Origin of the sequence: Streptomyces sp. NBC_01450 (genome assembly GCF_036227505.1) — a bacterium.
Classification (GTDB): Bacteria; Actinomycetota; Actinomycetes; order Streptomycetales; family Streptomycetaceae; genus Streptomyces.
This window is the reverse complement of record NZ_CP109480.1, coordinates 344,904-367,611: the sequence shown is the minus strand read 5'-3', so window position 1 is coordinate 367,611 and position 22,708 is coordinate 344,904. Positions and strand designations below refer to the sequence as shown.

Below are 22,708 nucleotides of genomic sequence, written 5' to 3'. Positions count from 1 at the left end.
GGACTTACCGTGTACGGAAGGTGGTTCCCATGCCGCGACGTGTGATCTTGGGGATGACCGGGGCGACCGGCGCTGTCTTCGGCGTCGAACTGCTTCGCCGGCTGCGGAATCAGCCGGATGTGGAAACTCATCTCGTTCTGTCTCAATGGGCCAAGGCGACAATCCATCTGGAGACCGACCTGTCGGTTCGCGAAGTTACCGACCTGGCGGACGTGACCTATTCATGGAACGATCAAGGTGCGGCGATTTCGTCAGGGTCATTCCGCATGGACGGAATGATTATCGCACCATGCAGTATGAAGACGCTCGCGGGAATTCGAACCGGATACGCTGATGGCCTCATCCCTCGCGCCGCCGACGTCACGCTGAAAGAGCGGCGCCCCCTGGTACTCGTACCGAGGGAGACACCGCTCAGCGAAATCCATCTCGAGAACATGCTGGCACTCTCCCGTATGGGGGCGAGAATCGTGCCGCCGATGCCGGCCTTCTATAGCCGTCCGAAAAATATTGACGATCTCGTCGAGCATGTCGTTGTCCGGGTGCTGGATCAACTGGATATCCAGGTGTCATCGACGCAGCGCTGGGACGGAATGCATCGCCCATCGGAATTGAAAGGCGTAAGGAACTGATGTCCGAAATCAATGACCTCCGGTCCTACATCTCTGCACTCGACGCGCTGGGAGACATTCAGCGCATCTCGCGCGTGATCGATCCGAACCTGGAAGCGTCGGCCGTTACGCGACGGTCCACCGAGAACGGCCGGCCCGCCCCGTTCTTCGAACACCTCAGCGGGGTCGATGAGGGGTTCCGCATGGTCGGAGCCCCCGGTGCGCTGTCGAGCGTTCCTGGCCATCCGCTGGCGCGGGTCTCGCTTTCTCTCGGCCTGCCGTACACGACGACCGCTGCCGAGTTGGTCGAACACCTCAGGCAGGCAGGTACCAAGCAGCTGCTCCCGCCGCGGCGTGTGGCGGCCGATTCGGCGCCCTGTAAGCAGAACATCCTGATGGGTGAGGAAGCGCGTCTCGGCCGGTTCCCGATCCCGTTCGTTCACCAGAGCGACGGTGGTCCCTACGTCAATACGTGGGGTGTGATCGTCGCCAAGACGCCTGACGGCCGATGGACGAACTGGTCCATTTCTCGAATCATGATGATCGACGACCGTCACATGACCGGGCTGGTGCTGCCGGGGCAGCACCTCGGCATGATCTGGCGTGAGTGGGAGGCCATCGGCGAGCCGATGCCTTACGCGCTCGTCCAGGGAGGTGACCCGGGTGTTGCCATCGTCGGCGGAATGACCGTCCCGACCGAGGTCGACGAGGGAGCGTATCTCGGAGCCGTGCTGGGCAAGCCGGTTGACGTGGTGAAGTGCGAGACGAACGATCTGGAGGTGCCGGCCTCGGCCGAGGTGGTCATCGAGGGGCACCTGTCAGCAACGCGTGATGCCGTGGAGGGCCCGTTCGCGGAGTTCCACGGCTGGGCACTGCCCGAGACGTCGCCGCAGCCGCTCTTCAGCATCGAAGCGATCACATACCGAGACGACCCGATCTGGCCGTTGGCCGCCGCCGGACGGCCTGTCGACGACTCGCATGTCGCACCGGCCGCGGGCATCTCCGCAGAGGTCGTCGCGGTCTTGCAGGAGGCGGGACTGCCCATCACGACTGCCTGGCTACCGCTTGGCGCCGCCTGTTTCTGGACGGTGATCACGGTCCCGCAGAACTGGCGTGATGTGTCGCCGGGTATGGACACCGCGCGATTCGTGCACCGCATCGGTGAGGTTCTCAACGGCACGAGGGTCGGCCGACTTTCTCCGGTCGTCTATGTCCTCGACGACGACGTCGATCCGTCGAACGATTCGGATCTTCTGTGGGCGCTGGCCACCAGGGTGCATCCGTCGCTCCGTCAAGAGCAGTGGCACGGGCCGATCATGCCGTGGTACCCGTGCTTCCTCGAGGAGGAACTGCACAATGGCTGGGGAGCCATCGTCGTGCACGACGCCCTGCTCCCGGCGGTGGGAAGCGGCCGCGTTCCGCCCGCCACCTTCGACGGCGTCTTCCCGGCAGATGTGCGCGCCAAGGTCCTGGCCGCGGAATCCGAGTCGGCAGGCGACACAGGGTCTGCCGCGTCGAGCTGACACCTACGATGCCGTAGCCCTCCGGCGTGCAACCACCAGGTGGCCCGTCACACGACCGACATGTCGGCTGTCATGCTCGCCGGGACCCTCAACCTCCCTTGAAGACGGGCGGCCGACTGCCGTCGGACAGCCTCCCAGAACCGACACGACGGACACCACAAGGTGCCGGCTCCACGACTCGCCCCTTGATCGGCCACGGCTTGGCGGTCAGGGGGCGCCGTCCCATCTCTGCACATCGCGGCGCCGTCCGAACGGGATCTGATGGCCGGCATCACCGAGTTGGACGCCTGCTCGGCGATATCCGGGGGAGGAGCCACATGTGCTGCCCGGCTTGTGGGACGCGGCGTCAAATTACTCATCGTCTGCGCGGCGTCGCGGGCGGCCCCGGCCGGAGCGTGTGCCGGTGTGGTCGTGGAGCACGCCGGTACGTGCCGAGGGCCCATGCGGAATTCTTCCAGTATCTCGCTGAGGGGTGGACGCCGCCCGAGTGAATGAGGAACGACGAGATGCCGCTGGTCGAGTGACGAAGGGGATTTGGCGATCACATGGAGGGGTACCGATCAGCGTGCGCCGTGGACCGATGCGCCGTGGACCGAAGCGGACAGCAGTCCTCAACCACAGTCATCGAGACATCACTTCTCTGGCACGAGTCAGTGCGGTTGCCGACCCGATGAGTCAAGAAAGGGACAGTCGTGACCCAGCAGAATGTGACAGTTGCTGTCACGGGAGCGGGCGGCACCGGTGTGGCCAAGGCCTTGCTGACCGCACTTCAGAGGGACGACCGGGTCGGTCATATCGATCTTCTGGTGTCGGCCAACGGGCGCAAACTAGTGGCCTTCGAATTCCGGACCGGTGAGGATCCGGACTCGGTGGTCCGGGCCCTGGAGGCGACGTCACCGAAAGTACGCTTCCTGGATCCGGCCGACATGTCCGGTCCCGTGACCAGCGGCAGCTACCCGAGCGACGCAATGATCATCATGCCGTGTGCGGCCGGTGTACTCGGGCGCATCGCTCACGGCCAGACAGAGAGTCTCGTCGAGCGAGCCGCGGACGTGATGTTGAAGCAACGGCGCAAACTCGTCCTCTGCCTGCGGGAAGCGCCGCTGAACCTCATCCACCTGCGCAACATGGTGGCCGTCACGGAAGCGGGAGCCACCGTGTACCCCATGATCCCCACGTACTACAACGTGCCGGAGACGCTGGCGCAGTTGCGGGACGAGTTCGTCGAACGTGTCTTGCAGTTCCTGGGCCTGCCAGGTACGGATCGCTATCAGTGGGACGGCAGCGACACCGCGGCGCGGCGCGAGCACACTCAAGCGCTGTAGCGGACTGTGGCCCAGCTCTGGAGCCAGGACGCAAAGACGTTCAAGGTGCGTCGTCCACCGGTACCGGTCGCCCGGAAGACACCACTCTCGACGATCCACCTGGAAGGCGTAGCGGCCTTGGTGAAGTCGGCTGCTGATCCTTGGACACATGGGCGTGGCGGTTCAGGGCCCGATCGGCTGCGGTGCCGACCGCTTCGGCGGTGGCGTGGACGTACGCGGGGCCGTCCTCGTACTTCGCCGAGCGCCCTACCCGCTCGATGTTGTTCCGCTCGGAGCGGCGAGGCGGGAGGTGGAAGAGTTCGACGCCGATGGCGACAAGTTCCTCCCGGCGTCGTTTGAAGACCCGGGCCACGTGCGTGGAAGCGTTGTCCAGGACGACGGTGCGACGACGGTGCACGGGCGGACCCGGTTAAAGCCAACGGGGGCTTGTCCAGTGCGGCGGCCCGGTCCTCACGGGTGACCGAGGCCGGGCGGCCCGGGTGCAGAAGGTCCGCCAGCGCGTCGAACCCACCCGCCGCGCGGCGGTGGACCGCATCACTCGCGGTGACCTCGTTGCATTCGAGCGGGCCGGCCACCTCCGGCACAATCAGGCCCCGTCCCGTCAGCTACTGCCCAAGACCTACCGAGCCCGGCACACCCTGCGCGACACCGGGCAGGCGCTCGATCTCACCCACGCCGACCCACCGACCACGTCGACCTCAACGACCGATCGGCCTTCGAACTCATCCGGGCCGGACCTGGAGCCTGACGCGCGACGCCCGGTCGTCGTAAGGCCGCTTCTCTGGTGAACGCGAGGCTGGTAGCGCTATCGGGTGGCCGTCGCCGAAGTCCTGAGGCGGGATAGCTGACCGCCGCCAGTGCCGATACGATAGCCGCGTGGATCAGGACGAACGGCTGCTTCACGCCTCGTCGTTCGGCGCGGCGGCAGTCGCATACGCCGAGCACCGTCCGGACTACGCGGAGGCCGCGGTGCGCTGGGCGCTCGAGCCCGCGCGCGGCCCGCGCGTGCTCGACCTCGGCGCCGGAACCGGCAAGCTGACCGCCACGTTGGTCGCGCTGGGTGCCGAAGTCATCGCGGTCGAGCCCGACCCGGCGATGCTGACCGAGCTACGCTGCTCGCTGCCGGCTGTCCGTGCCTTGCCGGGTAGCGCCGAGGCGATACCGCTGCCGGACGCGTCCGTCGATGCCGTGCTGGCCGGCAACGCGATGCATTGGTTCGATATGGCCGTTGCGGGCCCCGAGATCGCCAGGGTCCTCGCACCCGGCGGCATTCTGGCCGGCCTGTGGAACGTCATGGAGGACAGGGTCGAATGGGTTGCCGGGCTCGCACGGGTCAGCGGGAGCGCGGCCATCGGCCCGCGTGACACGCCCACCGGCTGGCGTGCAGAGACGGCCGACGCACACCTTCCAAAGACCGGCGTGGCCGCCCGGTTCGGCTCGCCGGAGCAAGCCGAGTTCCCGCACGGGCAGCGCCGCACCGCCGACTCTCTCGTCGCGACCATCGCGACGCGCGCGGGGGTGCTGGTCATGCCGGAACAGGAACAAGAAGCCACGTTGGGCCGGATCCGGGCTTTCCTCGCGAGCAGACCGGAGACCGCCCGCGGCGAGTTCATTCTCCCGATGCTGACCGGCGTGCTGCGCGTTCGGCGGCTGTGAAGCATCTCGTCGACAACATGTGTCAGAGGTCGGGCGTGGCCGCGACGGCCGCGGAGGGCTGAACTACGCCATCCACCATGACCGTTATCGGCGCACCGGCGACGGCTGGAACCCAGGAAGAGCTCATGGATTCGGCTGGACAACACCGTCAATGCCGCCCGCGAGTGCCCTGGGCGGCAAGCTGTGATGTGAAGAGGGCCCGTCTGTGCTTCGTGTCGAGAGCCGGGTGGTCGCCATACGCGGAAGGCTTCGGTGGGATCACTTCAGGCACGGTCACTTGAGTATCTCCAGCAGGCGGTCAGCCAGGATCGCGGCCGAGTGTGGGTTCTGCCCGGTGATGAGGTTGCGGTCCTCCACCATGTACGGCTCCCAGATCGGGCCGCGGCTGAAGTCGATGCCGACCTTCTCCTTCAGTTCGGTCTCCAGCAGCCAGGGTGCCTTGGGGGCGATTCCGACGGCCTCCTCTTCCTCATCGGTGAAGCAAGTGACCCGGTAGCCCTTGAAGGGCGACTCGCCGTGGATCCTGGTGGCCAGGATCGCGGAGGGAGCGTGGCACACGATCGCAAGTGGCTTGCCCGAGGCGAGCTGTGCCGTCAGCAGCCGGCCCGCGTCCGCGTCGAACGCCAAGTCCGCCATCGGACCGTGGCCGCCGGGCAGGTATACCGCGTCGTAGTCCTCCAGGCGGACGTCCGACAGCTTGAGGGGCCGCCGCATCACCTCCGCGGACCGGATGATGGCCTCCAACTCGAGGGCGCCCTCTTCGCCGCCCGCCATGGAGGGGCGCAGGCTCATCATGTCGACGCTCGGGATCACACCGCCGGGTGTCGCGACCACGACATCGTGGCCGGCCTCCGTGATCTTCTTGTACGGCATCGCGAACTCTTCGGCCCAGTAGCCCGTCGCGTGCCTGGTGCCGTCCTTGAGCACCCAGTACGTCGCCCCGCTCACGATGAAGAGCACTTTGGCCATCACGCTCCGCCTCCTCGTCTGCGCCTGACTCGTTTAGGACATTCGACCGATTTCCAGCCTAAGCACACACATGCCTAGGCGCATACGAACAGCCTCTCCACCACCCCATCCGCAACGTCTTGCTGATCGTTTCAGAATGAGCTCCGTTGAGACTGTGGGTCGCTCGGGAGTGACGTCATGGCGCCGGGTGCCGGACAGGCCCTGGCCCTGCTTGCACGCCATCTTGCTGACCGAGCTGCGCCAGGCGGGTCTTCTCGACATGGACGACGGTGCCGTGGACGGGTCGCATGTCCGGGGAGCTCACAGAGGAGCCACGTCGGCCCTTCACCGGTTGACCACGGCCGTCCCGGCTCCAAGCGCCACGTGATTGTCGGTCGCCTCGGCACATCGCTCGCGGTTTCCCTGACCGGCGGAAACCGGCACAAGCGCCCCTTCGCTGACCGCGGCTACGACTCCGACAAGTACCGCCGTCTGCTGTGGCAAAGCGGCCCGCCGGGGCGCGGAGCGGACCTTCGGCTGGCTGCACTGGTTCAAGCGACCGCGGATCCGCCACGAACGGCGGGCCGACCTCCATCGGGGCCTGCTCGAACTAGCCTGCTCGGTCCACGTACACGAACGAGACCGTACGGCAGGGGTGCCCACGTCGTGGCCGTACCTGACGTCGGGCGGGTGCACGAGGCGAACGGCGGCGACGTCTGGGCCGAAGCAGTCAGCCCGGCGTGATGGATGCAGACGATGGTGAGGTCGATGCGCAACGGCCAGTCATTGTCGCCGACCGTGTCCGCTGTCGCCCCGCGGCTCGGAGCACCCGCGGGGACGGGTGTGCGGCGACGCCTCACGATCCGTACCGGCCCGGCAAGCATGCCTTGGGCGACTCAGGTCCGCGACTTCCGCACAACGTTTGGCATCGTCCCGTCTCCGAGCCGTCCCGTCTATGGACGCGGCAGCGACGACTGCACGAAAACCCATGTCCATCGGACAGCGTTCACCCGCGGTCGGTCCTCAGAACCAGACCAACGAGCAGGCAAGCCGAAGGCGCATGACCAACGACTTCTGTCAGGGCCTCTACGCTGCCGATCGCTCCGCCCAAGCCTGTTCCAGTGACTGGGTGAACATCTCGGCCGACTGAACGCCGCTGACCCCGTAGCGCCGATTCAGGACGAAGAACGGTACTCCAGTCGCGCCCAGGTCGGCGGCCAATCGCTCGTCGGTCCGCACCTCTTCGGCGTACGCATCCGGATCGTCGAGCACCGCTCGTGCTCCGGCCTCGTCCAGTCCCACCTCGACGGCCAGGCTCACCAAAGTCTCCCTGTCATAGACCGAACGCTCGTCCGCGAAGTTCACCCTGAAGGCGAGATCCATCAACTCGACCTGAAGACCAGAGGTCTTGGCGAAGTGCAGGAGACGGTGAATGCCAAAGGTGTTCCCGAAGACGCGCCCCCCGACGCGGTACCCGAGGCCTACGGACGCTGCCAGGGCCGCGGCTTGCTCTTCTCTGGCGATCTGTTGCTCGCGGGTGCGTCCGTACTGTGCCGCGACCGCGTCGATGATCGGTACGGTGCCGGTTTCGGCCTGCGGATTGAGCTCGAACGACCGGTGCACCACCTCCACCTGATCACGGTGCGCAAAGGCTGCGAGCCCTTGACCGAATCGCGCATTGGCGGAATAGCACCATAGGCATGCGATATCAGTCCAGATCTCGACGCGCATATGTGTCTCTCCCTGTTTGTGAGGGCCGCATGTGTACGGAACTCGCCGTACGGCGGCGGGGCCGCCCGACCTGACCAGCCCGGTGTTGCGCCCTTGCATGTGATCGACCTAGTAGACGACCGGTCACCGACGATAGGCGACCGGACGTCTACCTGCAAGTGCGGGCATGGTGATGTGGGCCCGGTCCGCTGTATCGACGGCCTCAATGCCGCGACGGCAACGGCGTCGGCCTCGGGGCTCACCGTGTGATGCGCCGACATAACGCCGACACCTCAGCGTTGGATCACCCGCTCGGCAGTAAGGCACATCATGGATCAGCTCGAGAAAGTCCGGATGCGCGCGGGCCGAGCCTTTTGCGAGGCGATCCCGACCGGACATCAGAAGTCAGGCGGGTGCTCCTCGCCGGCGATGGTGCGGCTCACTCGACATCTGACGGGCCGTGACTTCTTCGGCTCGCAGCTGGAAGGCGCCGACTATCACGTCGTATCGCGCAGAGGCGAAGGCTATGAAGGGGCAGCGTGACGCGATGACGCCATCGAGGAACACCGATGTGCGAGGCAGGACCGAAGCCACTCGGGCCGGTGCCGAGTGGTAGCGAGTCAGGTGGCGCGCAGGAGGTCGGCGGCTCGTTCGGCGATTGCGTAGACGGTGGCATTGGTGTTGTTGGAAGGGATGGAGGGGATGACGGAGACGTCGGCGATGCGCAGGCCGTGGAGTCCGTGCACGCGCAGTTCGGAGTCGACGACGGACACTTCGTCTTCACCCATCTTGCAGGTGCCGACGGGGTGGCAGTAGGAGCCGAAGTGCCTTCGGGTGTAGTCGCTGATCGACTGTTCGTCCATGGCGTCGAGGCCGGGGCTGACTTCTTCGACTCCCCATTCAGCGAGCGCGGACGACGAGGCGATCCCGCGTGCTGTCGTGATGCCGGACAGCACTGCTCGGACGTCCTGCTCCTCTGAGAAGTAGTTGGGGTCGATCACGGGCGGTGTGTAGGGATCGGCCGAGGTGATCTTCAGGGTGCCGCGGCTGGCCGGGCGCATGGGCGAGACACCGATCGTGAAGCCGTTCTCGACGGGAGCGACGGGGTTGGGGACGGGGATGTCGACGAAGATGATCTGCACGTCCGGCCCGTTCATCGCCGGCGTGCTGCGCACGAGGCCCAGGATCTCGCCGTGGTTGTTGCGGGCCGTGGGCACCTTGCGCCGCGCGCGGTAGACGAGGTTGGCCCGTGGGCGGTCGTGCAGGTTCCTTCCCACGCCGGGCAGGGCGTGGAAGACGTCGACCTCCGCTTGTCGGAGGTCGTCCTCAGGGCCGACACCGGAGCGCTGCAGTACTTCCGCGGAGCCGATGGCCCCTGCCGTGAGCACTACCTCTGCGGCTGCCGTGGCGGTGAAGGTCCGGCCATGGACGCCGTACTCGACGCCGGTGCAGCGCGTGCCGTCGAAGATCAGCCGGTGAGCGACCGCCTCTGTGACGACGTCCAGGTTGGGTCGGTTCAGTGCCGGAGCGAGATAGGCGTCGGCGGCGCTCTGGCGGCGTCCGGCGACGATGTTGAGGTCCACCGGGGCGAAGCCTTCTTCGAGGCCGCCGCTGATGTCCGCCGCCGGGCGGTGTCCGGTTTCGACCGCGCCGGCGAGGCAGGCGAGCAGGATGTCGTTGGGATCGGTGGCCGGGCCGACGATCAGGGGTCCGTTCGTCCCGCGGCTGCGGGCCCCGCTCGTGGCGGTCTCGCTGAGCTGGAAGTAGGGCAGCAGGTCGTCGAACGTCCAGCCTTCGGCGCCGTGGTCGCTCCAGCTGTCGTAGCTGGTGTGGTGGCCGCGGGCGAAGACCATCGCGTTGATGGCGGAAGAGCCGCCGAGGCCTTTGCCCCGGGGGAGTGCGACCGGCGCGCCAGAGGCGCGCTGGGCCACGGTGACATCACCCCAACCGGCCTCCGAGGCCGCCAGTGAAGGCCAGGCCGGCGGATAAGCCACGGCCTCCGGCAACACACAGGCTCCGGCCTCCAGCAGCAACACACGAACATCCAGATCCTGCGACAGTCGCGCCGCAAGCACGCAGCCGGCCGTACCCCCGCCGACGAGTACGAAGATAACCAACTGCCGCAGAGCGATGATCCGGTCGCGGACCTACGTCTCGCCTGGGACCTGCACATCGAGTTCGGATTGAAGCATTCGACCTACTACATGCTGGTCTTCGGGCAAGCGCGCTCCGGCCACCTGTCGCGCGCCGGTCGTAAGGCTGTCGCGGAGCTGCAGCGCGTGATCACCCGCGTTGCCGCGGTCGGCCGCCTGCGCATGAGCGTCGAGCAAGCCGCTGCCGTCATGCACGCCGCGGGCGTGGGTGTGGTTTCCACGATGATCAGTGCCCCGCCGGAGGCCCGTGGCCTCAAGACGGCCGACGTGACGCGTGATGTCGTCTTCGACGCCATCACCACGCTGCCCGCGGCCGAGCCCGCAAGCGCCACAACAGGCGCCGGTGCGGCGGGCCCGGCCATGGCGCTGCGCGCGGCACTGGACCAGGAGAAGGCGCTTCCTCTTAGCCCCGGGGAGAAGTTGCTGCTCCTGGAATGGCTCAACCGCCTGGCCGACGAGCGGACAAGTGCCGGTTGACGGCAGTTGGAGGATGTGCGCGAGTGCCTCGAAGCCGGAAGTCACCGAAGAGGCGAGGAACGGTCGGCTGAGGCCGACTCCTTGCGCGCGCCGAGCGGGAGGCCCATCGAGCCTACGAGGATGAACGGACTCTTGGAGCTGACGCTTCAGAACTGACACGGCGGCAGGGCGGCGGCCTCTCCTCCAAGGGGGCTGAAGGGGGCGTACCGGCTTCCCGCTGGGCGCAGCCGCGCACAAATTGGAGGAGACCTAAGGAAGGTGACCTGGAGGCCACGCGGAGGCCCAGAGAGGGTGTGAGTTCGTAGGCCGTCAGGCCATCCTCAAAACAGCCTTGCGGTCGACGGGATGCTCACGTCAGGCGTAGTGCTTGTTGGCGAGTAGGCGAACCAGCACGGTCGAGTCCCGGGGCCGAGTGGCGACAGAGTTGCGAGATGAGTGCCAGAACGAGAGGGCAGCGAGGGGGCGAGGATCCTGAATCCCCCCTTCCTGCACCCCTCATGGGCAAGCGGCAACGCGGACCATGAAGCCGTAGCCCACTCGACGACGATTTGCGGCGCCACCTTGCCACTCTGCGGAAGACCTCTCCTTTCTGCGGCGCCGTAACAGCGTCGGACTCCGCTTCTCCGGGGACGCTTTGGAGCCCTCTGACCTGACGGCCCGGACCGTCAGCTGATCCATCATCAAAGGAGTCACTTGTGCTTCGCGCACACAAGGGAACGTCACGTCGGCGGCTTCCTGCCGTAATCGCTGTAGGCGCGCCGGCGGTAGGCGGAATCGGCCTGCTTCCGACCATCGCGGAAGCGCAAAAGGCGGGCGGCGTCGCGGACAACCCCCGACAGCAGGATTTCGCCACAGCGGCCGCGAAGTACCACGTGCCCACCAGCGTGTTGCTCGGCGTCGCTTACCAGGAGTCGGCCTGGGAGTCACACAACGGCCTGCCCAGCCGCAGCGGCGGATACGGACCGATGCGTCTGACCGACGTCACGAAAGCCACGCTGGCCGGCGGAGACGCGGGTATGGCCGGTCGCAGCGACCTGGCTTCGACGGCCAACGACCCCGCGCTCCACACGCTGCAGGCTGCCTCGAAGGCTACGGGACTGTCCGTGCAGTCGCTGCGCACGAACCCGGCGACGAACATCGAGGGCGGCGCGGCACTGCTCGCCTCCTATGAGCGCAAGCTGATCGGCGCCACTCCGACGGACCCGGGCCAGTGGTACGGAGCCGTCGCACGCTACAGCCAGGCCAAGGACAAGCAGGCCGCCACAGCTTTCGCTCAGCGTGTCTACCGGACCATCGGCGGCGGCCACGCCCGGTCGACTCTCGACGGTCAGACGGTGCGGCTCGCGGCCGACCCGGACGTGCGGCCCGCCACCGCACAGATGAGCCACTTGCACCTGGCCTCCGCGGCTACGGCCGACACCGAGTGCCCGCCCGCCGTGCGGTGCGCCTTCCTGCCGTCCGCCGTGGGCAACAGTCAGGTCTCCAACCGGCCGGCCAACGGCATCAGGATCGACTCCATCGTCATCCATGACACCGAATCCTCCTACGACTCCGCCATCGCCACCTTCCAGGACCCGAAGAGCAAGTCGTCGGCGAATTGCGTGATGCGGTCCGCCGACGGCGCGGTGACCCAGATGGTGCCCACGAAGGACGTGGCCTTCCACGCGGGCAACTACTCCTCGAACCTGCACTCGATCGGCATCGAGCACGAGGGCTACGCCGTGCAGGCTGCTACCTGGTACACCGAGGCGGAGTACGAAACCACGGCCTACCTGGTCAAGTACTTGTCCGTGCGCTTCGGCATACCCCTGGACCGCCAGCACATCGTGGGCCATGACAACGTTGCAGGGCCGAACTCCAGCCTGGTTTCCGCGATGCACTGGGACCCGGGCACCAGTTGGGACTGGCAGCACTTCATGGACCTCCTCGGCGTCCCCGCGCAGGGGGAGTCAGGCGTCGGCCCCGTCGGCTCGGTGGTGACCGTCACTCCGGGCTTCGCCAAGAACGTGCAGGCCGTTCAGGTGTGCCCGTCCGACGACCCGACCGGGGGTACGCCCGCCTGCACCGAGGAGCAGCGGGCGTCGAATTTCGTCTACCTTCGCACTGCGCCCGACCCGGCGGCGCCGCTCTTCGGTGACCAGGCGATCCACGGTACCGCCGCCGGCACCGACCGGATCAACGACTGGGGGAGCACCGCGCAGGCCGGCCAGCAGTTCGTGGTCGCCGGATGCAGCGGCGACTGGACCGCGATCTGGTACAGCGGCTCCAAGGTCTGGTTCTACAACCCGCACGGCGTCAACACCACGCGTGCCTACGGGGTACAGGTGGTCAAGGCGGCGGGCACCGCTCCGGTGGCTGTCTACGGGTCCAGTTACCCAGACCTGTCCGAGTACCCGGTCGGTTTCGGCGCCTCCACCCAGGCGCCGCTCAGCATGTACACCGTGCCCACCGGTCAGGCCTACGTCGCCACCAGTCAGCCCGCAGCCACCGACGACTACTCCCCATCCAGCGGAGCGGTACTCATCGGTGCCAAGAAGATGTACACGATCCAGTACAACCACCGGCTGGTGTTGGTGTACGCCGACGACGTGTCAGCCACCGAGGTAGCGCCCTACCGGAAGCACACCGCGCGCTGAGCGCCTTCGCCGCGGGTGCCGGGAGCAGCGGATCCCGGCACCCGCGGAATCTTCCCGTCGGCTCGGCCGTCAAGGCGTCCACCAGGGACACATGGCAGAGGCCGCTGCCGGCGGGTGCCCATGCTCGCCGCCCTGCGTGCCCATTGACCTGTGGGCTGCGTGCCCATTGGCATGTGGGTGCGGGGTACTGCTCCTTGTCGCAACCGATGTGTCGAGCGGGCGTCACTTCGCCCACAGGTCCCACGGATCGCTCGGTGTGACCGGCGGCGAGGTGGCTCGTCGAGCCGCCTGGTCTGCGGCGATGGTGCCGAGTGCCGGGCGAGTGGCCAGTAGGATGAGGCTGGTCTCCGGGGCCGCAACAGCCCGCGCACCCACCGAGAAGCGGGAGTTGTGCGACGAGGCATCACCTGTAGGGTCGCGGACCGGCCGCAGCTGCCGTCCAGATCCGTCGGTGTCGAGACAACTGAACCTAGAGCACTCTCAGCACCGTCATACAGGTATCCCCGGCAACAAGTAAGCATGAAGACGCGCCACACCTGGAGGGTCGTCCGTTGTTCAGCATCACCGTCCGCGATCACATCATGATCGCCCACAGCTTCCGCGGCGAGGTGTTCGGGCCTGCCCAGCGCCTGCACGGAGCCACGTTCCTCGTGGACGCCACCTTCCGCCGCGAGCAGTTGGACGACGACAACATCGTCGTCGACATCGGGCTGGCCACACAGGAACTGGGCGCGGTAGTGAGCGAACTGAACTACCGCAACCTCGACGACGACCCGGACTTCGCGGGGATAAACACCTCCACCGAGTTCCTGGCCAAGGTCATCGCCGACCGGCTCGCCGAGCGGATCCACAAGGGTGCCCTGGGCGAGGGTGCCAAGGGGATCGCGGGCCTCACCGTCAGCCTCCACGAGTCGCACATCGCCTGGGCGAGTTACGAGCGCGCGCTCTGACCACTCGCGGTTACGGGCCGGGTGCGGCGCTCATCGTCGCCCCGGCCGGGTCCGTCACGGAGGTCGTCTCCGGCCCGGTCACCTCCCGGACGTTGGCTGCGCCGTGGGTACCGCGGCCGCCGGGATCATGACCAGAGAAGGGTGTGGAGTCCTCAGGTGGAGGGGCAGTTGGGTGCACGCCCAGAGTCCCCGTACCTGAAGCGGATCGCTGGGGCGCGTCCACCAGCGCTCGGGGGGCCCGGAAACTGTCGGGCGCCCTCTCCTCACGCGGGTGGTAACAGCTGTTACCATCATGGGATGGCGAAGACACAGCTGGGCGCACGCGTAGACCAAGACGTCAAGCAGCTGGCCGAGGCCCGCGCCAAGGACCGCGGTCTGAGCCTCGGCGATTACATCGCCGCCCTCGTACGTGAGGACACCGACGGGCTGCGGCAGCGAGGACTGGACGCCGCGGAGCGCTTCCTCAGCGAACACCAGGCCGTGTTCGACGAGGCCGAGGACGCCGACCGTCACGTCTCCGGAGCGCAAGCCGCGTAATGGACCTGCATATCGACGTTCCCTGGATCCTGCAGGTCGCCGAGCTCGCCGGCGCGAGGGATCCCGCTCCCGACGACTACGGTGTGCCCGTCGCCGCAGTCGCCTGCCACCGGGCCGAACTGCTCGAGCAACCCGTCTACGAGGGCCCGTACGCCCGTGCCGCCGCCCTGGTGCACATCCTCGGCCGATGCCGCTGGCTGGAGCGATCCAACATGGCCGTCGCCGCAGCGACGGGCGTCATGTATCTGGAGGCCTCCGGAGTCCAGGTCAAGCCCACTCGTGAAGATGCCATCGCTCTGCGCGACCTGCTCCGAGACCCCGGGTGCAGCGCTGTAAAGATCGCCGCTCTGTTGCGCACCTGGTCGCACGCCACTTGATCGAGACCGGCGCGGACGGGACGCAGCTGTCGAAGACTGCACCTATGGCGGTGGCTGGGTGAGCGGACCTTACCCCCCGCCTGGTGGCACGGCTTTCGACGCCGCTGCATCCGCGGGGAGCGCCGGTCCGACATCCGACGGTGGTCAGGGCTCCGGGTGTGCGGCGCTGCGGCCGACGGGCGGGCCTGGCAGGCGCTGGTCTCTAGCCGGGTTCGCGGCCCAGGACACGGCGGGCCGCCTCGGCCTCTGCTGCCGGCGGGGACAGCTCGTCGAGGGTGTCGAGCTCGTCGTCCGCTTCGAGTTCACGTTCCCAGGCCGCCGCGAGCCGCTCCTGTTCTTCACGTGGCTTGGCGCCGACGGCCTCCCGGTGATCCGGGTCCAAGGCCGCCAGGAATCGTCCGACCGGGTCCGTCGGCATACCGTGCTCCTTGTCGCCGGGAAGGGTGCCGTCCGGGCCCAGCATGGCCAGCCGGTAACGCGCCAGTCGGCCGACACGGCCAGGGAGCACCCGGATGGCCCCGTCGCTCGCTCCAGCCCCCTTCGCGCTGATCTGCGCTACCACATAGTGGTGTGCTCGATGTGGAGTGCTCGATCGAGAAGGCCGGATCGATGGAGATCGCGGGTGAGGGCGACGACCGCGGAGACGGTACTGATCGGATCACTGGTATCGCCCGGCCGGGGCCCCCTTCCGGTGCTGCCGTCCACCGCAGAGTTCTCCTCGACGATGAGTCTGTCGAACACCACACCCGGCAGCCCTTCCGGCACGAGCGCAAGCCCTATTCCTGTACGCCGTTTCGCCGCCCATCGGGTGATGCCGACGCTGTCGAACCCTCGCCACCGAGACCGACCGGGGCCTCTGTCCGCCGGGCGCGGCCGAGGATGCGATGGACCGCCGGCGTTCGGATGTGCAGCGAGGGGAGCGCCCACCCTCCTCGTGCTGGGATTCCCCGTCTCCGGTGATGAGGGACCTACGGATGAAGACCGCTGACGAGTCCAGTGCCCGGATCGTGGTCCCGGCCGCTCCCTTGGCAGCGCCGTATGGTCGCCGTGGTGGCACACGCCACGTCCCATCCGGCGTTGAGGTTTGCGCCCTACACGGCCGCCTCGTCGCGAAGGGCGAAAGGCGAAGGGCGGATGCGTCCCGTCGCGTGGCCGCGGCCGGTTGCGCTCCAGACGGTTGATCCCGCATTTGACCGTGAGGACGGCCCCCGCGTCGCGGCGGGGGTCGTGCGCTTCGTCGGCCCGCACGTGGGGCCGGTCTAATACGCGAAGATGCGCAGGATGAAGTAAGCGGCGATGACCACGGACCCAAAGATGATCAAGCTCAGCCAGAAGTACGGATGCTCCCATATGCCGCCGTCTGGCCGCTCTTGATGAGCCTCTGCTATAGAGCCCTCGGCGGGAGGCGTTTCGGTCGGCCGATGTAGTGGCTCAGTCATGTCTGCATTGTCCATCGCTGGTGTCGGAGCCGCACCTGGGCGGCGTACCCCCAGTCCGGTCACGCAGGAGTGAGCCTGACGGGCACGTATTCACCGGGTGGCGCCCGGTGGCCTAGGGCGAATCTCGCGCACCTGCATGAACGACTGCTTGAGCCTGTATCGACGGCTGAAGCTGATGAGACGGCTCGAGCCCTACTGGCAGTCCGGCCGCGCTCCGACCATGGGAGGGGGATGGCTGTTGTCGTCACGCTGGTCACTGTACGCGACTGATGACTGACAGTACCGAGTGCCGTCGCTCCACCGTCACCACCTTGACAGGTTACGTGTGGTTGGTGCAGCCTTGTCGCTACCAAGTAGCGGTGAGCTGGTTCGCTACGACCGAAAGGACACCACCATGGGAACTGAAGGTGCGATCGACGCGGCAGCAGCGGCACGGCACGAGCGGTTCGGTAAACTGCCAGAGCGTATCCGCTATGAGGAAATGGTTGAGGAGAGGGAGCCCTCGCCGAACGGCCTGGCAGCTGACTCTTACAACCCCGAGGGTTCGTGGAATCATTTCTCGTGCCTTGCGTTGGATCTGGGTCTCTGATTCATGACCGGGGGTGTCACTACAGCTTCGGGAGAGGAGCCCATATATATGAGGGACGGTAACAGTGCTCCTTACAGGATGAGTAAGGACCAGGAAGTCCTCTTGCCCATGCTTCGCAATGTGAACGGCAATGATCGACGCAAACCCGTTCGGGATTTTGAAGAATCTGCTTCAAAGGCGCATCAGTTGGCGGCGATCACGCTTCTCGGCGCGTTCTTCCAGTGAGCCTGCTGTTCCCAGCGGCCAGGCGCGCTCCATATTTCTGGAACGATGTCCCCTTCGCTGACCGCCTTCGCTGTCCACTATCCAGAGCGTTGACCATGAAAAAATGCCGCGTCAGAGCTCCCTACGACCACCGCTATCGCAACCTCCCCATGGTTCGTTTCAGAACATTTGGCAGTCACAGGCGATGATGCGGACTCTGTCGTCCTGCTGATCACTGCGTGAGGCACGGTGCCGGGGAACCGCACGGAGTAGTCGGCGGCAGCGGAGCCATGATGGTCTGACGTGCGGCGGCGGCACCCCGCCCCGCATGCGGCAGGCGGGGTACAGACTTACGCTGATGGCTGGTGCACAATCCCTCGGTCGCGTACGCGACCGGTTGCTGGGCGGAGAGGTTCGAAGCCCTCTGCAAGGCTGGAGGATTACGACGCCGTCCATTTCGCTCTACGTCAATTGGTCAAAGTGATGCCGAAGCCTGTCCATAAATACGCTTCTCGGTCATGCCGTATTGAGCAGCCGCCACCTCCTGGAGCGTTGAATCATGAGCTCTCAGAACGCTAAGGTCGCCATCGTTACGGGTGCCTCGCAGGGTATCGGTGCGAGCATCGTCGAGGCCTTTCGCAAAATTGGTTACGGCGTCGTCGCGAACTCCCGCAGCATTGCACCTTCCAGCGACGAGGGCATCCTGGCGGTCCCAGGCGATATCGCCGAGGCGGCCACCGCCGAGCGAATTATCGCTGCGGGCATGGAGAGATTCGGCCGCGTCGACACTCTGATCAATAATGCCGGAATTTTCATAGCGAAGCCTTTCACGGAATACACCCAGGAAGATTATGCAGCGGTGACCCGTGTGAACCTCGACGGCTTCTTTTACATAACGCAACTAGCCATCGAACAAATGCTGTCCCAGGGCGGTGGACACATTGTCAGTATCACCAGCAGCCTGGTCGACAACGCCGACTCGCGAGTCCCTTCCGTGCTGGCTTCGCTGACCAAGGGCGGTCTGCAATCCGCTACGAAATCCCTCGCCATCGAGTACGCCGCACGCGGGATTCGTGCCAACGCCGTCTCGCCGGGCACCATCAACACGCCGATGCACTCGGAGGTGCCCCAGGAGGACCTCGCTGCCCTGCACCCGATCGGTCGGTTGGGGGAACAGAGCGACATCGCGGATGCGGTGATCTACCTGGAGAACGCCCCATTCGTGACCGGCGAGATTCTGCACGTGGACGGTGGCGTGAGCGCCGGCCGATAGAGCCGAGTCCAGGGGCGTCGGCCCCACTCACCGTGGCAAGGAAAGTGCAGCAAACCAGTCCCGGCGGGTCCCGGCACCCGGTCCGTCGACGTGCTTGTCGAGGACTCAGTCGAGCCCCTACCCGCACGCATTGCCCGGACATACGGGCACCGCATGGGGGACATCGCCGACGTGGACACGCTCGTCGGGCTCCTCGTCGGAGATGTGGTCCCCGATTGTCACGTCGTCGCAGGAGGTCTCCCAGAATCCGTGGCGCACGAGGGTGGTCTCGTCGATGCCGGAGACGAGGTCGCGCAGCTCTTCCGCTACGTACTCGCACTTCTCCTCGTCGCCGTCCGCGCAGAAGGGGAAGCGTGAGATCACGGCCGCGACGCATCGGATGAAGGAGTCGAGGTTTCTGTTTTCACGCGACTGGCCGTCGCTGACTCGATCTTGGGAATGCGCACCGCGTGACCACTCGCCACGTCAATGGCGATGCGTCCGCACGGACCACTCGTGGCGATGGCGACCAGCCTCTGCTCACCGACCCCCTCGAAGTACACCGGCTCGCTCAGCGGTCGGTACTCGTATCCGATCAACCCGCCTGGAATGCCAGCCCCGCGCAGATGGACAGCGATGGACTGCCCGGCTACACCCATAGGCGCACGAGACGGCGCCTGCTGTCGGGCGGCCGGTCCCGACAGCACCCAATCAAGTTCAGTAACTGGGAGCTATGCGCTCCAACACCTCGACGGCCGCAGCGATGTCGCAGCCCTCCAGGCGGGAGAAAACGTGGCGCCGCACACTCGCGAGGTTCGTAGGCCACGCCTGCTTCAGTTGCGTCCATCCGGAACTGGTGAGGACGGCGAGCCACGCTCTTCCGTCGTCAGGAGACTTCTCGCGCAGTACAAGTGATTGCGATTGCAGGCGGTTCACAACTCTGGTCATGCCGCTCAGGGACAGTCCACACATGTTTGCCAGGTCACTCATGCGCATCTGGTTGTGCGGAGCCTCGGACAGATGTACCAAGACCATGTACTCCGTACTGCTAATCGGCTGTTCCTCAAGCATGTCCGCGTCGACGGTTCGGGGCAAGAATGACATCACTCTGCCGAGGGCCCGTAGGAAGGACTCCTCATCGCGATTGAGCGGCTTGATCGTCTTCGCGTCTGCCATGGTCACAGTGTAATTGCCCGTGCGTAGTCGGAAGTGACGCGCGCATGTTGCTTCGATCCCTGGATTCCGATCATGAGAAAGAGTAGTGCGGCGGCTTTCAAGGGCGAGGGGTGAAGTCTCGCCTATCCCCATAAACGACCGGTTTCCATGTGTCGCGGGAGGCGAACGTAATACGTGTGCGTAGTTGTGAGAAGTGTGTTCGTGATTCAACTAGGCCGTCTTGCGACAGTGGATCATGGTCGTGGATGCTCACGCATGTGCGGCTGATGTGCGTGTTCAAGTTGTCACAGACCAGGACGATCGGGTCGCCACGCCCCACGTAACCCGCCTCCTTAAAGATCTCTGGCGGGCGCGGGTTGGGCCGTTGCTGCCGCTAGGTAGGAAGCCGGGGCGGCCGCCTGTGTGGGCGTGCTGGCGGCTGATTGACGGCAAACGGTGGCGTACGAAGACGGGTACACGGATTTTCGAGTGGTTGCAGGCTGAGGTTGATGCGAAGGGCCTGAGCGCGTGGGATGTGAGAGTGGATTCCATGATGGCTCGGGCCGTCAGCACGCCGACCGGGCCTGGCAAAGGGGGATGTGCCAAAGGAGCCCCCTGACGGCGTGTCAACCGAGCCAGGCGACCACGGCCTCGGGCGCTCGCGGGGAGGGTTGACCATCAAGCCGCACTTGCCCGTCGGTCAGGAACAACAGCCGCTCTCGCTCATAGTCCGGCGGTACACCGTCCAGGGCGGGACGTCTACGAGTCGCCGACTCGCCGTGCTGTACGTGGCCGGGCCGACGATGCCGTCCGCGGACAGACGGTGACTGCTCTGCCGGACGCAAGTCGCCGCCACCGTTGTGGCATCGCAGGCGCGGATGAGGCTGGTGCTTGGCAGGCAGCCGTCCGGCCGCATAATTTCCTGCCGCAGGCCCACCAGAGCATTCGTCGGAGTGTGCCGCCGCTCCAGACGTGGAGCGCCTGCCAGTTGTCGGCTGGGCCCCTCCCCGCACAGGGGGCTCCCACCGGCCGAAGGGGTTCCGCCTGTGCACACCGCCGTGCGCGCCGCTGCGCACACGACCGCCCCGGCCGCCTCAGCAGAGCACACCTCTCGGAAGTCCCTGATCGTGTGATCTTCCAGTGGTCCGGATACGAGGACAGTGCCTCCCGCACGGCTCGTGGGGGTCGAATCGGCCTTCTGGGCGGGCCCCGGCCTGTCGGTACGTACCACCTTCTCCTCCACGGCCTCGACTCCTGCTGTCGGTCCCGTTCTCTGCCCGGTCACACGGCGAAGGTGGCGTGCATCTCCCAGACGAGGATCTCGGCGGGCCCGATGGCGCTGACCTGATGCCCGCCCGTGGCGGTGAAACGCACAGCGTCGCCCTCGTTGAGTCCACCGGTGCCCTCCAGGTCCACTGAGCCGCGGGCAACGAACAGGTGTAGATACGGTGCTTCGGGCAGGCTCACGTGCTGCCCGGGGCGCAGCCGTGCCGCGTACAGCGCGGCATGCCGGTTCTGGATCCAGATGGCGCTTGCGCCTTTGTGCTTGTCCATGCCGGATGCCACCGTGACCAGCCCGCCGGCCAGCAACTCGCCGTCGATTTCGAGCTGTTCGTAGCCCGGCGTGACGCCAGGTGCGTCGGGCAGGACCCACATCTGGATGAAGTGCACCGGGTCGGTGGGACGTTCGCCGGTCGACCGGTAGGAGTCGTTCTTCTCCGAGTGCAGGACGCCGGTGCCGGCGCTCATTCGCTGGGCCAGACCGGGGTAGATCACGCCGGGGTGACCGCTGGAGTCCTGATGGACCAGTGAGCCCTGAAGAACCCAGGTGACGATCTCCATGTCCTGGTGCGGATGTGTCTCGAAGCCCGTACCCGGCTGCACCAGATCCTCATTGTTGACCAGCAGCAGGCCGTGGTGCGTGTTGGCCGGATCCGGCTGGTGAGTGCCGAGGGAGAACGAGTGCTTGGAGTCGAGCCAGGAGAGGCGGCTCGCAAGCCGCTGGTCGGCACGCCGCACGTCCACCGTGGGTGTCAGCAATGCGCTCATAGTGCGCTTCCTTTCCATCCAGAGATCTCCATAATGTTCAACACTCAACGTCCACGTTACGTCGGAGTCACATGAACATTCAAGTCATTAGGGAGTGGGTACGGGGCTCGCCCGTCGACGTCGCCACCGTGGCTCACTCAGGAGGGTTGGACCGCGCCATGGCGCCAATCGGCGCTCCTGAGGCCCTGCGTCTGTGGCCTTGTCCGAATCGGTGATCCAGGCATCCAATCGCGACAGGCCAGGCTGGTACGCTCTCGAAATGACCACTCCCGACAAGTCTCAGCAGGTGGACGAGCATGCTGACTTGTGGCTCACGCCGGCCGAACTGGCGTCGTGGATGTCGGTGGTCCGCCTGGTCTCCAGGCTTCCCTGGGCCATCGACGCTCAGCTGCAGCGCGACGCGGAGCTGAGCATGGTCGAATACATGGCCCTGGCCATGCTGGCCGAGGCCCCCGAGTGGACCCTGCGCATGAGCACACTGGCCGAGCACACCAACTCGTCGCTGTCCCGGCTGTCGCACATGGTGAAACGACTGGAAAGTCGTGGCTACGTCCGGCGTGAACCGGACCAGAGCGACGGACGCTTCACCAACGCCATCCTCCTGCCCGACGGTATGAGGAAGTTGGAATCGGCTGCGCCCGGCCATGTGGCCCACGTCCGCCACCTCGTGGTGGACAACCTGTCCAGCGAGCGCCTGCGCCGACTCGGCCAGGACGCCGAGCGCATCCTGCAGCGCATCGACTCGCCCGCACGCTGAGCGCACCGCGCACACCGCATGCGCCTTCTTTGGGGATTTCGCGGCGGTGGTGCCGACCCGGCGAGTGTGCGGGGCCCCCAAGGTGAGGGCCCGCTGAGGTGCGCCCCATGTCCGCGATCGGCTCGGCCCGGCGGGTCGGCTGACGGTATCGGCGCCACCGCATCCCGCCAGATGGCTTGAGTGTCCAACGCGCGTGTGCAGTCAAGCTGATCAACTCTCCACGTCGACGGTTTTACGCACTTCAATCACTTGAGTGTTTAAGTCATTGAGCATGAGGAAGCCGGACTCGTCACTCGCGCGAACCAGGAGAGCCCAAAATGCACCACAGCGAGAACGCGAGCTTCTTCAGTTCTACGTCACCGG

Annotated in this window: 23 protein-coding genes and 1 pseudogene; 15 read left to right on the top strand and 9 right to left on the bottom strand. The window is 66.2% G+C overall.

The annotated features are described in order from the left end of the window. Nucleotides 1–29: 29 nt before the first annotated feature. The 3 genes from OG568_RS01720 to OG568_RS01710 all read left to right on the top strand — a co-directional run bounded on the left by OG568_RS01720 (nucleotide 30) and on the right by OG568_RS01710 (nucleotide 3,456). Nucleotides 30–629 (top strand): non-oxidative hydroxyarylic acid decarboxylases subunit B, encoded by a 600-nt coding sequence (locus OG568_RS01720; RefSeq protein WP_329529957.1) that lies wholly within the window; start codon nucleotides 30–32, stop codon nucleotides 627–629. Continuing rightward, nucleotides 629–2,131 carry a UbiD family decarboxylase gene (locus OG568_RS01715; RefSeq protein ID WP_329529956.1) on the top strand — a complete coding sequence of 501 codons (1,503 nt, stop codon included), beginning with the start codon at nucleotides 629–631 and terminating at the stop codon, nucleotides 2,129–2,131. The genes OG568_RS01720 and OG568_RS01715 overlap by 1 nt, the downstream gene beginning before the upstream one ends. Nucleotides 2,132–2,823: 692 nt before the next feature. After that, nucleotides 2,824–3,456 (top strand): UbiX family flavin prenyltransferase, encoded by a 633-nt coding sequence (locus OG568_RS01710; RefSeq protein WP_329529955.1) that lies wholly within the window; start codon nucleotides 2,824–2,826, stop codon nucleotides 3,454–3,456. A gap of 40 nt (nucleotides 3,457–3,496) precedes the next feature. Here the strand turns inward: OG568_RS01710 and OG568_RS01705 are convergent, their stop codons facing one another. Beyond that, entirely contained in the window at nucleotides 3,497–3,853 is a 357-nt protein-coding gene (locus tag OG568_RS01705) for a hypothetical protein (RefSeq protein WP_329529954.1), read from the bottom strand. Nucleotides 3,854–4,332: 479 nt separating this feature from the next. On the opposite strand from OG568_RS01705, the gene OG568_RS01700 reads away from it, so the two are divergent. After that, a complete protein-coding gene (locus tag OG568_RS01700; protein ID WP_329529953.1) occupies nucleotides 4,333–5,112 on the top strand; it encodes a class I SAM-dependent methyltransferase in 780 nt (259 codons plus the stop codon). Nucleotides 5,113–5,385: 273 nt separating this feature from the next. Here the strand turns inward: OG568_RS01700 and OG568_RS01695 are convergent, their stop codons facing one another. Continuing rightward, nucleotides 5,386–6,081 carry a type 1 glutamine amidotransferase domain-containing protein gene (locus OG568_RS01695; RefSeq protein WP_329529952.1) on the bottom strand — a complete coding sequence of 232 codons (696 nt, stop codon included), beginning with the start codon at nucleotides 6,079–6,081 and terminating at the stop codon, nucleotides 5,386–5,388. A 70-nt stretch (nucleotides 6,082–6,151) separates the two neighbouring features. Between OG568_RS01695 and OG568_RS01690 the strand changes: the two are divergent. Next, a pseudogene (locus OG568_RS01690) lies at nucleotides 6,152–6,709 on the top strand (IS5/IS1182 family transposase); the annotation flags it as partial. Nucleotides 6,710–7,146: 437 nt separating this feature from the next. Here the strand turns inward: OG568_RS01690 and OG568_RS01685 are convergent. Next, nucleotides 7,147–7,791 (bottom strand): DsbA family oxidoreductase, encoded by a 645-nt coding sequence (locus tag OG568_RS01685; RefSeq protein ID WP_329529951.1) that lies wholly within the window; start codon nucleotides 7,789–7,791, stop codon nucleotides 7,147–7,149. A 309-nt stretch (nucleotides 7,792–8,100) separates the two neighbouring features. Between OG568_RS01685 and OG568_RS01680 the strand changes: the two genes are divergently transcribed. Then, complete coding sequence (locus OG568_RS01680; protein ID WP_329529950.1) at nucleotides 8,101–8,313, top strand: hypothetical protein; 213 nt, start codon at nucleotides 8,101–8,103, stop codon at nucleotides 8,311–8,313. A 77-nt stretch (nucleotides 8,314–8,390) separates the two neighbouring features. Here the strand turns inward: OG568_RS01680 and OG568_RS01675 are convergent, their stop codons facing one another. After that, complete coding sequence (locus OG568_RS01675) at nucleotides 8,391–9,905, bottom strand: GMC family oxidoreductase (RefSeq protein ID WP_443077842.1); 1,515 nt, start codon at nucleotides 9,903–9,905, stop codon at nucleotides 8,391–8,393. Nucleotides 9,906–9,953: 48 nt separating this feature from the next. On the opposite strand from OG568_RS01675, the gene OG568_RS01670 reads away from it, so the two are divergent. The 5 genes from OG568_RS01670 (at nucleotide 9,954) to OG568_RS01650 (ending at nucleotide 14,900) form a co-directional block, all read left to right on the top strand. Further along, nucleotides 9,954–10,400, top strand: coding sequence for a hypothetical protein (locus tag OG568_RS01670; protein WP_329529948.1), 447 nt, complete (start codon nucleotides 9,954–9,956; stop codon nucleotides 10,398–10,400). Between the two features lie 695 nt (nucleotides 10,401–11,095). Beyond that, nucleotides 11,096–13,036, top strand: a complete 1,941-nt coding sequence (locus tag OG568_RS01665; protein ID WP_443077514.1) for an N-acetylmuramoyl-L-alanine amidase — start codon at nucleotides 11,096–11,098, stop codon at nucleotides 13,034–13,036. A 551-nt stretch (nucleotides 13,037–13,587) separates the two neighbouring features. After that, nucleotides 13,588–13,986, top strand: coding sequence for a 6-pyruvoyl trahydropterin synthase family protein (locus OG568_RS01660; protein WP_266423714.1), 399 nt, complete (start codon nucleotides 13,588–13,590; stop codon nucleotides 13,984–13,986). A 297-nt stretch (nucleotides 13,987–14,283) separates the two neighbouring features. After that, on the top strand, nucleotides 14,284–14,523 hold the full coding sequence (locus OG568_RS01655; RefSeq protein WP_266633761.1) for a hypothetical protein: 240 nt from the start codon (nucleotides 14,284–14,286) through the stop codon (nucleotides 14,521–14,523). Next, nucleotides 14,523–14,900: a fic family toxin-antitoxin system, toxin component gene (locus OG568_RS01650; RefSeq protein WP_329529947.1), complete on the top strand. Its 378-nt coding sequence runs from the start codon at nucleotides 14,523–14,525 to the stop codon at nucleotides 14,898–14,900. The genes OG568_RS01655 and OG568_RS01650 overlap by 1 nt, the downstream gene beginning before the upstream one ends. Nucleotides 14,901–15,102: 202 nt before the next feature. On the opposite strand, the gene OG568_RS01645 is transcribed toward OG568_RS01650, so the two are convergent. Both OG568_RS01645 and OG568_RS01640 read right to left on the bottom strand, forming a co-directional pair. Next, entirely contained in the window at nucleotides 15,103–15,318 is a 216-nt protein-coding gene (locus OG568_RS01645) for a hypothetical protein (RefSeq protein ID WP_323138262.1), read from the bottom strand. Nucleotides 15,319–16,159: 841 nt separating this feature from the next. Further along, the gene (locus OG568_RS01640; RefSeq protein ID WP_266578779.1) at nucleotides 16,160–16,339 is read right to left on the bottom strand and encodes a hypothetical protein; all 180 of its coding nucleotides are present in this window, start codon (nucleotides 16,337–16,339) and stop codon (nucleotides 16,160–16,162) included. Nucleotides 16,340–16,733: 394 nt separating this feature from the next. Between OG568_RS01640 and OG568_RS01635 the strand changes: the two genes are divergently transcribed. The 3 genes from OG568_RS01635 to OG568_RS01625 all read left to right on the top strand — a co-directional run bounded on the left by OG568_RS01635 (nucleotide 16,734) and on the right by OG568_RS01625 (nucleotide 18,405). Further along, on the top strand, nucleotides 16,734–16,928 hold the full coding sequence (locus OG568_RS01635) for a hypothetical protein (RefSeq protein ID WP_266578775.1): 195 nt from the start codon (nucleotides 16,734–16,736) through the stop codon (nucleotides 16,926–16,928). Nucleotides 16,929–17,006: 78 nt separating this feature from the next. Then, nucleotides 17,007–17,153, top strand: a complete 147-nt coding sequence (locus tag OG568_RS01630) for a hypothetical protein (protein ID WP_329529946.1) — start codon at nucleotides 17,007–17,009, stop codon at nucleotides 17,151–17,153. Nucleotides 17,154–17,691: 538 nt separating this feature from the next. Next, a complete protein-coding gene (locus tag OG568_RS01625; RefSeq protein WP_329529945.1) occupies nucleotides 17,692–18,405 on the top strand; it encodes an SDR family NAD(P)-dependent oxidoreductase in 714 nt (237 codons plus the stop codon). 117 nt (nucleotides 18,406–18,522) lie between these two features. On the opposite strand, the gene OG568_RS01620 is transcribed toward OG568_RS01625, so the two are convergent. The 3 genes from OG568_RS01620 to OG568_RS01610 all read right to left on the bottom strand — a co-directional run bounded on the left by OG568_RS01620 (nucleotide 18,523) and on the right by OG568_RS01610 (nucleotide 21,588). Then, the gene (locus tag OG568_RS01620) at nucleotides 18,523–18,768 is read right to left on the bottom strand and encodes a hypothetical protein (RefSeq protein WP_329529944.1); all 246 of its coding nucleotides are present in this window, start codon (nucleotides 18,766–18,768) and stop codon (nucleotides 18,523–18,525) included. A 333-nt stretch (nucleotides 18,769–19,101) separates the two neighbouring features. Next, nucleotides 19,102–19,560: a MarR family winged helix-turn-helix transcriptional regulator gene (locus OG568_RS01615; RefSeq protein WP_329529943.1), complete on the bottom strand. Its 459-nt coding sequence runs from the start codon at nucleotides 19,558–19,560 to the stop codon at nucleotides 19,102–19,104. 1,260 nt (nucleotides 19,561–20,820) lie between these two features. Further along, complete coding sequence (locus tag OG568_RS01610; RefSeq protein ID WP_329529942.1) at nucleotides 20,821–21,588, bottom strand: pirin family protein; 768 nt, start codon at nucleotides 21,586–21,588, stop codon at nucleotides 20,821–20,823. A 259-nt stretch (nucleotides 21,589–21,847) separates the two neighbouring features. Between OG568_RS01610 and OG568_RS01605 the strand changes: the two genes are divergently transcribed. After that, complete coding sequence (locus OG568_RS01605) at nucleotides 21,848–22,345, top strand: MarR family winged helix-turn-helix transcriptional regulator (protein ID WP_329529941.1); 498 nt, start codon at nucleotides 21,848–21,850, stop codon at nucleotides 22,343–22,345. The last annotated feature ends 363 nt before the right edge of the window (nucleotides 22,346–22,708 follow it).